We start from the raw sequence: 11,596 nt of genomic DNA, 5'->3' as shown, positions 1-11,596 counted from the left end.
ACGAACCAGTTTGCGCGCCAGAATGACCAGCGCTTGGGTGGTTGCCAGCCCACGGTCCAGATAAGCCTGATAGACCCCTGCCCAACGCTTGCTCCGGCGAGCGGCCATGGCCGCGCAGTAAAGCAGCCTACGAGTTTCTGAGTCGCCTTTCTTGGTCAGTTTTCGCTTGCCGGTCTTGGTGCCTGAGTCTTTCACGTGAACGTCCATTCCCAGGAAGGCCACGAACGCATCACTGTTCCTGAAGTCGCCTCGCAGGAAGGCCATGACAAGGGCATAGGCTGTCAGATCGCCCACGCCCTCCAGGGCTTTGCAACGCTTCACCTGATCACAGAGCCCTGCCTCTCTGACCGCGTCGCGAAGGTGCTTCTGGATCTGTGCATCCAGCGTGTTGATCTGAGAGATCAGCCTCTTTAAGCCGGCTTTGAGTAGCGGCTCTGCACCCAGGCTTTGCTGGATAATGGTCCGCGCCTTGACCAGTGCAGCCCGGCGACGCAGCAGGATCTGCAGCGTCCGATACGCCTTGGGTGGCGGGCTCCAGCGGCGCAACGCCTCTTTTTCATGTTGCAGATGGCGGGCAAGTAGCTGTGCGTCAGAGGCGTCCGTTTTGGCACGACCACCTGTGCCCTTGCGGTAATGGTGGAGGCGAGAACCATCAATCACGTAGATGTGATGGCCTTTACGGTGGGCCAGCTCGATGGCATCCATGTGATAAGTGCCAGTGGCCTCGATGGCTATCTCACAGTGGGCAGGCAGACCCTTGAGCCAAGCCCGAATGGCTTGGGGTGTGTTCTCAATGGAATAGGTCTGGCCCAGGAAATAGATGACCAACTCGGCCTTGGCCACGTCGATGCCGATAATGGAGGGTTCTACTTGCATTGCCACTGAACAGCCCCTTGCGCTAGGTTACACATGCTTGTCGGTGCGCACCTGAACGCTGGCTTGCTAGGTATCGTCGGTCTGAGGTGCAACTCAGCCGATGGATTCTTTATCGGCGTATGAATAGGTGCGAGGTGGGGCCAAATCTCCTACCGTCTGTACCTTAGGTCAGATGCCCCTTTGGTCCCTCCACCCCGGCAAGTCCTGCATGGTTGCAGGAGGAGCATTCAAACATACAAGCGCCACTTGAGGCGCGAAGGGAGTTTACCGATCACCAATAAGGAGGGGGCTTGCGCCAGTGCCATTCTCGAACTCAGTGTTCGCGCCTCGAGTGGCGTATTCGTTGCACTCACCCGTTGGGTCACACTACGTGCGTTACTCCGCTTCGCTACGTTCCTACAGCGCGATAGCAGGCCGTTCGTACATCTGAAACAAAAACCCCCGCGTTGCGGGGGTTTGGGTTTACCACTTGAGGGGGGCTTCCGAGGATCCCGGGGTGGCGGCCTGGCCGGCGGGTTGCGCCGACGCGTTTTGGGCCTGCTTGTCCGGGCGGACCCGGTCACCCACCTGCAGGGCACTGGCTTCGCCTTCCACACGGGCAATGCCATAGTCGGTGCGCACGTCGCTGACCTTGAGGGTCGCCAGCGCTTCGCCTTCCAGCTTGATGGTCATGCCGGTATCCGGGTCTTTCATTTCCCCGGCAGGGCGATACACCTTCATGATGCCGTCTTTTTCCAGACGACCCTGGCCCTGGCTGAGGAACACGGTCTCGCCGTCAACCTTGATCACCTGCACCGGGTAGAGCACGTCGGTGGCATCACCGGCGATGGCGCGGGCAATCTCGGGATAGAGAATGTCAGCCAGACGTTCCGGATGGTTGCGGTCATCAATTTTCTGCTCGCGGGCCAGGGCGCGGATAGTGGCTTCCGACTTGTCCCACTCGTACAGATCGCTCCACAGGATTTCCGTGGTAGTGGTGTCGATCAGGCGATACCGTACGCGGACGTAGGGGTCGTACCCGCCCATCTTGGCGCCGTAGAACTCCCGATCACTGTCACCAATCTGGAAATCTTCGATGGTACCCACCAGCAGCAGATCAGCGCCTTTACGCTGACCGAGACGGGCCATTTCTTCCGGCGCCACACTGCCTTCGGCAACTGTCTGCAGCTCTTTTTCAATATCGGCCAAATAAGAACGATCCAGCACCCGGAAACGCCCGGACTGGGTGAAGGCCATGGACAGGTTTTCGCTCAGATCACGCTGCACTTGCGAAGCCGGCACTTTTACGTCACCAAGATCATAGCTTGTGGCGCGGGTATCGAAGGTAGCAATGGCAATGCCGGGCAGGTGGGAACGGTCCGGGCCGATGGACTTGGGACGCAGGATTTCTGCCTGCACCTCCGCCTGCCACATGCCGTCATCCACCTGCTTCACAGACTGGACTTCATAGGTCTTGATGTTGCCCAGCGTCGGCAACTGCGGCTCCGGCACGGACGTTTCCTTGCCCATCCATGTAGAGACGTCACCCTGGGACTGGATCACCCATTCATACACATTGGTGCGGAAGTTGGGGTCCACCGCCAGGGTGACACCGCCCCCCTGGCGCACGGCGGCGACCAGGGCATTGGTCATGGCCTGCTCCGGGTTATCGCCATAACCCCGTGCGGACACGGAAACGGTTTCCGTCATCGCATGACTGAACGATGGCAGCAACATCAGCGCCATCATCAGCGGGGCAAATAGTCGTTTGTACATGTGACCTCCTTGTTTTACCTGGGCAACACTCTGAATGTCAGGTTATCACCACAGGAACGGCATAGGCCGTGAGACCCAAGCCGGTTGCGAGTGGCGAGTTTCGAGTTGCGATAACCTCAACAACAAGAGGCTCGGGATTTTGCCCTTCGAAACTCGTCACTCACACCTCGAAACGTTTCCCGTCGTGCCCGCATGCAACACCATGCATCATGTTCGCGTGCGGGCATGCTGCGTGTTGCGTGCAGCGTCTCTTTTACAGGCCGAACAGGCTCTTGGACTTGGTCTTGCGAATTTCTTTCTCGTTAGCCCACTCGATGATGCCGGTCTGGATGTTGAGCAGCTTCAGGGTGAACTTGTAGTACACGTCCTTGGTGCTGCCATCGCGCTTCACGATGGAAGAGAAGTTGCCGTACATCATGAACTCGGCGCCGATCTGGCGACCCATGGCCGCAGCGGTGCTCTGATCCACCAGGCCGGATTCACTCTGGTAATCCAGCTGTTCGCGCACGCGCTCTACAACCGTCATGTCCGCGAAGCGGAACTTACCGGAGTTGATCAGCTTGGACTGGATGGTGTCGGTGATGGATTCGGTGTCCACGTGCTCGGTGGTCTTGTTCTTGATGCGGTCTACAAACACCACCGGACGACGGCTCTGGGTCATCTGCACGATGGGCGGGAAGACCAGCATGTCATCGACCATCTTGCTGGCAATCATCTGCAGGTCGGTGGAACCGAAATCGGTATTGACGGTTTCACGGCCCTGGGCATCGCCATAATCTACGGTGGAACAGCCAGACAGCACCAGTGCCGCGCCGAGCATCATCATTGAAAATACACGTACCATTCTTGTTTCTCCTTGTTCCTTGTTACGTCAGCTGGGCTGACAGTTATTCCTGCACCCAGATTTCGAAGCGCACGGCGGACGGGTTGGGGGAGACCCCCTGCACACTGTTCTGGCTGCGACCGGCCATGACCACCTGCCGCCAGGGCTGGGCTTCCGGCTCCAGTTCGAAACCGTCAGCATCAAACCATTTGAACTTGTATTGGAAGTCGAGCTGGAATTTCCAGTCATTCTCCAGCACGGCCTGCACCTGAAGCAGGTCACCGGCGCGCTTCTGGCGCAGGTCTTCCACGGAAATGCGGCTGGAAAGCAGGCTGTTGTTGGAATACACCTTGGTGACGACTTCGCCGTCTTCGGTGACTTCCATCTGGCCTTTATTGCTGGCGGAACATGCGGCCAGCATCAGCGCGACCAGTATCGCCAACATCGGGCGTAAGAATGTCATAAGGGTCCCTCCTGAACGGGTAATACGCGAGTAATCAATTGGCCATGTACAGCCACTGCATGAATCACGGTGAGGCCCCGGCGTACCACCGGCACCGTCAGCGTTCTGTTGCCTGCCGGGGTACTGAGCACCAATGCATGCTCCCCCTGGGGCAGATGGAAACGGGTCGCCTGGGCATAAGCCGGCAGGCTCAGCCAGCTACGTCGATCGGCCTGCTCACTGACCAGATTATAGATCTGCGTACTCAATGAGCCTAGCAGACCAAAGTTGTCGTTGGCCTGCTTTTGCATGTTGTATTTGGCGGTGGCCCGCAGGGTCTGGCGCACCAGCATGCCGGGCATACGCTCTTTCAGGTCCTTGGCGGCCAGGCCACCCACGTCCGCCAGCACCACGGTTTCACCCAGCGGCTGGCTGGCGCTGTCCAGCACCCGCAGGCTGTTCGGGCGTGGCTTGCTGCCAATAGCGTAGGTGGGGAAGGCCACGGAAAACACGCCGTGCACGGTGGGGATCGGCAGGGTGAACTCTTCCCGGGGCTGCACAAAGCCCTGCTCGTACAACACCGCAACCATCCCTTCATCGCTGCCCCGCCGGGCACGGGGGTTGGAGACCCGCTCCACGTCTTCCTTGATCATATCCACGCCGGGATTGATCTCCAGCGCTTTCTTGTAATCCACCAGGGCATCGTTGTATTCGCCGTGGGCTTCCCAGAAGAGAGCAGAGAGGTAGAAGGTCCAGGCGTTCTGGAAGCTGGCCTTGACGCCACCGGCCACCGCATCGATGCCGTCAAAGTAACCGTCGAACTGGCCAATGTCGATTTCGTTCTCTTCAGCCTCTTCTTCGGCCTTGGCGATTTCCTTTTCCCGCTTGTTGGCCGAGACCCGCTGCTCCAGGGCCGCCGCGCGCAATTCCACAGCGGTGCCGGTGACATCGTTTTCCGCCCAGTAATTGAGGGCCTGATAGGCACGGGTGAAGATGCGCTCGTAGTCCGGCGCCACATAAGGGCGAGCGTTATCGTTGGTCAGTAGAGAGGTGCCGCTGGCGGCCAGGGAAGACACCTGGATTTTCGCGCTGGCGTCTTCCGCATCGTATTTGGACACCGCGTCGGCAAAAGCATTACGGCTGGCTTCACCTTCGCCATTGAGCTGCGTGACCCGCCCCAGCTCTTGAAGATAGAGCACGCCATCGCCCCCGGCGGTGGCCTTCTCCAGCTTCAATGTCGTCCCTGAACTGGCGGCCTCATTCCCCAATGTGGCCTTCCATTTCTCTGCCTGGCTGGGGTAGGACACGAACAGGGAGTTCGTGGCACAGCCGCTCAGCATCGCCAATAACGCGACAGACAGGCATCCCTTCCTGAAGAAATTCATGATCTTAGTGTACGCCCCAAGAAAAAAGCCGAAGCAGGCAAGTTAGCCTGACTCCGGCTTTTTGTCGAGCAGTTCACATCCTGCTGGCACATTATGCCAACATTTGTATCCCGCTATTTCGACTAGAACAGCACCCGGGTGCGGATGGTGCCGTCGATGGTGCGCAGCTTCTCCAGCGCCAGCTGGCTGTAGCCCTTATCCACATCGATCACTACGTAACCAATCTCTTCGTTGGTTTGCAGGTACTGGCCACAGATGTTGATGCCGTTCTCGGAGAAAACGGTGTTGATCTGGGTCAGCACGCCGGGCACGTTCTTGTGGGTGTGCAGCAGGCGGTGCATGTCCGGATGCGGCGGCAGGGCCACTTCCGGGAAGTTCACTGCACCCAGGGTGGCGCCGTTGTCGGAATAACGGATCAGCTTTTCGGACACTTCCGTGCCGATGTTCACCTGCGCTTCCTTGGTGGAGCCACCAATGTGCGGGGTGAGGATCACGTTATCGAATTCGCGCAGCGGGCTGACGAACTCGTCGTCGTTACCTTTGGGCTCTTCCGGGAACACGTCGATGGCCGCACCCAGCAGGTGGCCGTCTCGCAGGGCCGCCGCCAGCGCGTCGATATCGACGACCTTGCCGCGGGCGTAGTTGATCAGGTAGCCCTTGGGCTTGATCGCGCGGATCTGCTCTTCCTGAATCATCCAGCGGGTGTCGGCGGTGTCCGGCACGTGCAGGCTGACCACATCGGACTGGGCCAGCAGGTCGGTGAGCGTGCCCACCTGTTCTGCGTTGCCCAGCGGCAGCTTGGGCACCACGTCGAAGAATTTCACCTTCATGCCCATGGACTCGGCCAGCACGCTCACTTGCGCACCGATGTTGCCGTAACCCACGATCCCCAGGGTCTTGCCACGGATTTCGTAGCTGTCCTTGGCAGACTTCAACCAGCCGCCACGGTGGGCCGACGCGTTCTTCTCGGGAATACCGCGCATCATGTTGATGGTGTGGGCAATCACCAGCTCCGCCACGGAGCGGGTATTGGAGTAGGGCGCGTTGAAGACCGGGATACCACGCTTGAGGGCGGACTTCAGGTCCACCTGGTTGGTACCGATACAGAAACACCCGACGCCAATCAGTTTTTCCGCCGCCTCGAACACCTCGTCGGTGAGCTGGGTGCGCGAACGAATGCCGACAAAATGGGCATCCTTAATTTTGGCAGTCAGGTCATCCCCGGTAAGCGCAGTGGGCAGCAGCTCCACATTGGAGTAACCGTTCGCTTTCAGGTTCTCCACGGCGTTTTCGTGGATGCCCTCGAGCAGGAGAACGCGGATCTTATCCTTCTCAAGAGAAGTATCGGCCATGATTCTGTCTCGGTAGCCTGTGAAATGGGCGCGTATGTTAACATAGCGCGCTCAAATTGAGAGCAACCCATGCTGTACTTCTGTTCAAGTCAGCGTGAAGCCGTTTCAAGCCCCCGGTTAGACCCGTTCAGGAGACCCGTTGATGACTGCCCTTGCCCATGCTGCACTGGAGCAACTGACTGATTTGCTTGGCAATCGCTGCCTCACCGACCAGGAAAGCGCGGAGCGCTACGGAGTCGACTGGACCAAGGTATGGGCACCGGCCCCCTGCGCCGTGGCCCTGCCAGAAACCGCTGACGAAGTGCAGCAGATCGTCGAAATCGCCAACGAGCATGGTCTGCACCTGGTGCCGTCCGGGGGCCGCACCGGCCTCTCCGCCGGCGCCGTCGCCGCCAATGGCGAGCTGGTAGTGGCCTTCGATCGCATGAACACGATCCTGGATTTCAACGAGTTCGACCGCGCCGTCACCGTTCAGCCCGGCGTCATCACCCAGCAGCTGCAGGAATTCGCCGAACAGAAGGGCCTGTTCTACCCGGTGGATTTCGCCTCTGCCGGCTCCAGCCAGATCGGCGGCAACATCGGCACCAATGCCGGTGGCATCAAGGTGATCCGCTACGGCATGACCCGTGACTGGATCACCGGCCTGAAAGTGGTCACCGGCAAGGGCGAACTGCTGGACCTGAACAAGGGCCTGATCAAGAACGCCACCGGCTACGACTTCCGCCACCTCTTTATCGGCTCCGAAGGCACCCTGGGCTTCGTGGTAGAAGCCACCGTCAAGCTGACTCGCCAGCCCAAGGACCTGACTTGTCTGGTGCTGGGCGCCCCGGGGTTCCGCGAAGTGATGAAGATCCTGCATGCCTTCCAGCAGGACATCGACCTGACCGCCTTCGAATTCTTCTCCGACAAGGCCATGGCCCACGTGCTGGCCCACGGCGTACCCAAGCCCTTCGACACCGAGTGCCCGTTCTACTGCCTGCTGGAATTCGAACAGCTCTCCGAGCAAATCGGAGAGCAGGCCATGGCCATCTTCGAAAAATGTGTGGAAGAAGGCTGGGTGCTGGATGGCGTCATGAGCCAGTCCCTGCAACAGCTCGATCAGCTGTGGCAGCTGCGCGAGCGCATCTCCGAATCCATCGCCCCGCACACCCCTTACAAGAATGACATCTCGGTGAGCATCGCCAGCGTGCCGGACTTCGTGGAAGACGTGGATAAAGTGGTGCAGGACGCCTACCCGGATTTCGAAATCGTCTGGTTCGGCCACATCGGCGACGGCAACATGCACCTCAACATCCTCAAGCCAGCGGACTTGGCCAAGGAAGACTTCTTTGCCAAGTGCAACAACGTCTCCAAGTGGGTGTTCGAGATCGTGGAGAAATACAACGGCTCCATCTCTGCCGAACACGGCGTGGGCATGACCAAGAAGCCTTACCTGGAATATTCGCGCAGCCCGGAAGAAATCGCCTGCATGAAAGCGGTGAAAGCCGTGTTCGATCCCAACAACGTGATGAACCCCGGGAAGTTGTTCGATGTTTGATGAGATCAACGAAGTCCAGATCGACCCGAACGGTTATCAACATCGCTGGATCGACGGCTCCGCCATGAACATGCCCGTGGGCAAGGTGGTCTGCGTGGGCCGCAACTACGCCGACCACGCCAAAGAGCTGGGCAATGAAGTGCCGGATTCCCCCATCCTGTTCATGAAACCCGCCACCGCCCTGGCCAGCCTGCACGAACCGCTGGCCTTGCCCGAAGGACAGGGGCCGGTGCACCACGAAGTGGAAATGGTGGTGCTGATCGGCAAACGTATCCGCAAGGAAACCCGCCTGGATCACGTTCGCTTCAGCGTCGCCGCCTACGGCATCGGCCTGGACCTGACCCTGCGTGAAGTGCAAAACCAGCTAAAAGAAAAAGGCCACCCCTGGGAGCGCGCCAAAGCCTTCGACGGCGCCGCCCCGGTGTCCGGCTTTATTGATGCCCGCGGCATCTCCGTACGCCAGGATCTGGGCGTCACCCTGGAAATCAACGACGAAGTAAAACAACACGGCCACACCGGCCTGATGTTGCTCCCCACCTTCGAACTGCTCGCCGAAATCAGCCAGAGCTTCACCCTGGAACCCGGCGATGTGGTCTTCACCGGCACCCCCGCCGGCGTCGGCCCACTCAACAGCGGCGACAAGTTCACCGCACGGCTGGGCAACATCATTCAGGTGTTCGGCTCCGTCGCCTGACAGAAGCCACCGCAGGGCGGAAATCGGTGCAGCCACTTTCCGCCGTCTAACCCGCCGTCTAATAACAAAGCCGTCGCCCGTTCGCCCCAAGCCAGCCACAAAGCAACCTTTACCTCTTTCCAGGGTCTATTCCGTTAACGCAACGGGAGCGAGCAATGGAATCAAAAGGGTTGTGGTTATCCGTATTGGGAACCGTGCTGATGGCGGCGCTGGGTTTCGGGTTTGCCCACCTGGCAGAATCCGACGCGATTTTTCTGGACGGGGTGTTTTCTCTCGTCAGCTTCATCATGTCCTTGCTGATGGTCTATGTCTCGCGGCTGCTGCAGCGTAATGCAGACCACCGTTTTCAGCTGGGCTACGCCAGCTTTGAGCCCGCCTTCAACGTACTGCAAAGCCTGGTGATTCTGGGCGTGCTGACCATGGCACTGGCCTCTGCGCTGGCAGCCCTGAGCGGTGACGGGCGCCTGCTGCAACCGGGGGTGGCGACGGTCTACGCGGTGTTGGCCACGGTAGGTTGTCTGGCCGTGTATCTGCGCCTGCGCACAATTGCACGCGAAACCGGTTCCGAGCTGGTACGGGTGGATGCCTTTGTGTGGTTGATGGACTGCATACTCAGTTCGGTGGTGCTGGTGACTTTCCTGGCGGTGTGGCTACTTGGCGAACACCTGGGTGACTGGCTGCCCTATGTGGATTCGTTGATGGTTATCGTGATGGTGCTGATCATGCTGCCGGTGCCGTTGCGAACGCTCTATCGCAACCTGATGGAAGTGCTGCTGGCCGCCCCCTCGCAACAACAGCAGGAGCAGGTGCACGCCGATTTTCGCCGAGCCATGGCGGCGCTCCCGGCGACACGCTGGTCCCTGCGGATGAGCAAGACCGGACGCATGCTGTATCTGCAGGCCAGGGTTCTGTTGGAAGAGGGCGAGCAACACAGCGATGCCTTGCAAGCAGACCTCTGGCGTCGCCACTTGCAGGACGTTCTGGCGCCCCAATACCCCGATCTTGAGCTGGATGTGATGTTCACTGCGGACCCGGACAACTTGCAGGCCGGGAATGGACGGCCCGCATGACGCTCACCGGTCTTTCTGGCCGCAACAGCGACGTGAAAGACCATGGTTGCTTCCCCGGTGCTGTGTGAGGATCCCTTATCCACGCATAATCACAGCCAGATAACGGGAGAGAACCATGATTGGTATTACCGCTGTCATGTCCGCCACACCGGGTAACGGTGACACCCTGGTCGCAGAGATGAAGAAGATCGCCGCCGAAGTGGTGAAGGAAGCCGGCAACCATTGCTACCTGGTTCACCAGTCCGTGGACGATGCCGACACCGTGCTGATCTACGAACAGTACACCGACCAGGACGCGATTGTGGCCCACCAGGAAAACATGAAAGCCCTGGGTGGCGGCCTCAAGGGGCTGCTCGCCGGACGCCCCGATGTGAAGCTGTTTACGCTGGAAAGCTGAGCGGTTGGCGTTCGCCAGACGGGCAGCGGCAACACCCGCACGCCCGGTACAACCCGGCACGGGCCAGCACCGTCAGCCCGTGCCCTGATCAGGAGGCGTCATGGCCAGCCAGGACAACACGCACAGGCTCTACGGGGTTCCCCATTCGCTGTACACCGGTATCGCCCGCTGCTACCTGCGAACCCAGGGCATTGCCTACACCGAAATCCCCACCACCGATGCGGATTTCCACACCCGCATTCTGCCGATTATCCAGCGCAGCATTATCCCGGTGCTGGAAACGCCGCAGGGTGACATCGTTCAGGACAGCCTGGATATCATCGACCACTTTGAGCAACAGGGCGTGCGCTATTCCGCCGACCCGGATGGGCTGTTGCAGCGGGTGCTCGCTGTAATCATCGCCTACTACGGCACCCAGGCCATGCTGCCCCACGCCATGCACTACCGCTGGAGCTACCGTGACGCCCAGGAAAGCTTTCTGCATGACCAGTTCGCCGCTGGCGCCGGTGAGGCCATGGCCGACAAGATCATGTCGCGGATGAATGCTTACCTGCCCCAACTGGGCGTGGATGCCCACACGGTACCGGAAATCGAGGCCTCCTATCTGCAGCTGCTCGATACCCTCAACGCCCACTTCGCTGAACATCCCTACCTGTTTGGCGGGCGGCCGTCGCTGGGTGACTACGGCTTGATCGGCCCGCTGTTTGCCCACCTGGGCCGCGATCCGGTGCCCGCCAACCTCATGAAAACCCGGGCGCCGAAAGTGTTCCGCTGGGTGGAACGGATGACTGCACCGGGGCTGGATACGCCGGAGTTTCCCGGCTATGGCAATGCCTACCTGGCCGACGACGCGATTCCGGCCACCCTGGAGCCCCTGCTGCGCCAGATCGCCGACGAAATTTTCCCCATGCTCACCGACAAGCTCGCCTTCATGGATGCCCTGATTCAGGAGCACGCCCCGGCGGATGGCCAGCCGGTGTCGGCCAAACCCCACCAGCGTTACGTGGGCGTGGTGGAAACCGCTTTTCGTGGCGTACCGGTGCAAGCCGGGGTTCAGCCCTACCTGCTCTATGTGCTGCGCAAAGCCGATTCCCTGCTGGCCGAGGCCTCGCCCCATGACCAGGCCCGTGTCCGCGAAGCACTTGCCGAACGGGGCCTGGCGGCAGCCCTGCCCGGCGAACGCGGCTACACCGTGGATCGCCGCGACCATATCGAAGTGTGGGAACGCACCTAGGGAGACGCTGAAAATTTCTCCCCCTGTGGGA

At 59.9% G+C, this 11,596-nt stretch carries 11 protein-coding genes; 5 read left to right on the top strand and 6 right to left on the bottom strand.

Translation table 11 applies throughout. The features are described from left to right. From ADG881_RS10715 to serA, 6 genes are all read right to left on the bottom strand, one after another. Positions 1–876 (bottom strand): IS110 family transposase (locus ADG881_RS10715; RefSeq protein ID WP_039926613.1); only part of this gene is annotated, 876 nt, incomplete at its 3' end. Between the two features lie 462 nt (positions 877–1,338). Next, the gene (locus ADG881_RS10710) at positions 1,339–2,631 is read right to left on the bottom strand and encodes a CsgG/HfaB family protein (RefSeq protein WP_007149688.1); all 1,293 of its coding nucleotides are present in this window, start codon (positions 2,629–2,631) and stop codon (positions 1,339–1,341) included. Between the two features lie 253 nt (positions 2,632–2,884). Beyond that, positions 2,885–3,475: a penicillin-binding protein activator LpoB gene (gene lpoB, locus ADG881_RS10705; RefSeq protein ID WP_007149918.1), complete on the bottom strand. Its 591-nt coding sequence runs from the start codon at positions 3,473–3,475 to the stop codon at positions 2,885–2,887. 43 nt (positions 3,476–3,518) lie between these two features. Next, positions 3,519–3,917 (bottom strand): YcfL family protein, encoded by a 399-nt coding sequence (locus ADG881_RS10700; protein ID WP_039926612.1) that lies wholly within the window; start codon positions 3,915–3,917, stop codon positions 3,519–3,521. Beyond that, positions 3,914–5,281, bottom strand: a complete 1,368-nt coding sequence (locus ADG881_RS10695) for a COG3014 family protein (RefSeq protein ID WP_039926611.1) — start codon at positions 5,279–5,281, stop codon at positions 3,914–3,916. The genes ADG881_RS10700 and ADG881_RS10695 overlap by 4 nt, the downstream gene beginning before the upstream one ends. A gap of 122 nt (positions 5,282–5,403) precedes the next feature. Beyond that, positions 5,404–6,633 carry a phosphoglycerate dehydrogenase gene (gene serA / locus ADG881_RS10690; RefSeq protein ID WP_007149220.1) on the bottom strand — a complete coding sequence of 410 codons (1,230 nt, stop codon included), beginning with the start codon at positions 6,631–6,633 and terminating at the stop codon, positions 5,404–5,406. A 142-nt stretch (positions 6,634–6,775) separates the two neighbouring features. Between serA and ADG881_RS10685 the strand changes: the two genes are divergently transcribed. From ADG881_RS10685 to ADG881_RS10665, 5 genes are all read left to right on the top strand, one after another. After that, a complete protein-coding gene (locus ADG881_RS10685) occupies positions 6,776–8,170 on the top strand; it encodes an FAD-binding oxidoreductase (protein WP_007151536.1) in 1,395 nt (464 codons plus the stop codon). Then, complete coding sequence (locus ADG881_RS10680) at positions 8,163–8,864, top strand: fumarylacetoacetate hydrolase family protein (protein ID WP_007149556.1); 702 nt, start codon at positions 8,163–8,165, stop codon at positions 8,862–8,864. Before ADG881_RS10685 ends, ADG881_RS10680 begins: the two co-directional genes overlap by 8 nt. A gap of 155 nt (positions 8,865–9,019) precedes the next feature. Continuing rightward, entirely contained in the window at positions 9,020–9,934 is a 915-nt protein-coding gene (locus ADG881_RS10675; protein ID WP_007151475.1) for a cation diffusion facilitator family transporter, read from the top strand. Positions 9,935–10,049: 115 nt separating this feature from the next. Beyond that, a complete protein-coding gene (locus tag ADG881_RS10670; protein ID WP_007149735.1) occupies positions 10,050–10,331 on the top strand; it encodes a putative quinol monooxygenase in 282 nt (93 codons plus the stop codon). A 100-nt stretch (positions 10,332–10,431) separates the two neighbouring features. Continuing rightward, entirely contained in the window at positions 10,432–11,565 is a 1,134-nt protein-coding gene (locus ADG881_RS10665) for a glutathione S-transferase N-terminal domain-containing protein (protein ID WP_007150253.1), read from the top strand. Positions 11,566–11,596: the final 31 nt, after the last annotated feature.

It is taken from the genome of Alcanivorax sp. DG881, from assembly GCF_000155615.1.
Classification (GTDB): Bacteria; Pseudomonadota; Gammaproteobacteria; order Pseudomonadales; family Alcanivoracaceae; genus Alcanivorax.
This window is presented reverse-complemented; position numbering and strand designations above follow the sequence as displayed.

Coding starts and splice junctions, on each gene's coding strand:
- ADG881_RS10700 (WP_039926612.1), bottom strand. CDS start 3,917: ATGACATTCTTACGCCCGATGTTGGCGATACTGGTCGCGCTGATGCTG.
- ADG881_RS10685 (WP_007151536.1), top strand. CDS start 6,776: ATGACTGCCCTTGCCCATGCTGCACTGGAGCAACTGACTGATTTGCTT.
- ADG881_RS10695 (WP_039926611.1), bottom strand. CDS start 5,281: ATGAATTTCTTCAGGAAGGGATGCCTGTCTGTCGCGTTATTGGCGATG.
- serA (WP_007149220.1), bottom strand. CDS start 6,633: ATGGCCGATACTTCTCTTGAGAAGGATAAGATCCGCGTTCTCCTGCTC.
- ADG881_RS10665 (WP_007150253.1), top strand. CDS start 10,432: ATGGCCAGCCAGGACAACACGCACAGGCTCTACGGGGTTCCCCATTCG.
- ADG881_RS10675 (WP_007151475.1), top strand. CDS start 9,020: ATGGAATCAAAAGGGTTGTGGTTATCCGTATTGGGAACCGTGCTGATG.
- ADG881_RS10670 (WP_007149735.1), top strand. CDS start 10,050: ATGATTGGTATTACCGCTGTCATGTCCGCCACACCGGGTAACGGTGAC.
- ADG881_RS10680 (WP_007149556.1), top strand. CDS start 8,163: ATGTTTGATGAGATCAACGAAGTCCAGATCGACCCGAACGGTTATCAA.
- ADG881_RS10710 (WP_007149688.1), bottom strand. CDS start 2,631: ATGTACAAACGACTATTTGCCCCGCTGATGATGGCGCTGATGTTGCTG.
- lpoB (WP_007149918.1), bottom strand. CDS start 3,475: ATGGTACGTGTATTTTCAATGATGATGCTCGGCGCGGCACTGGTGCTG.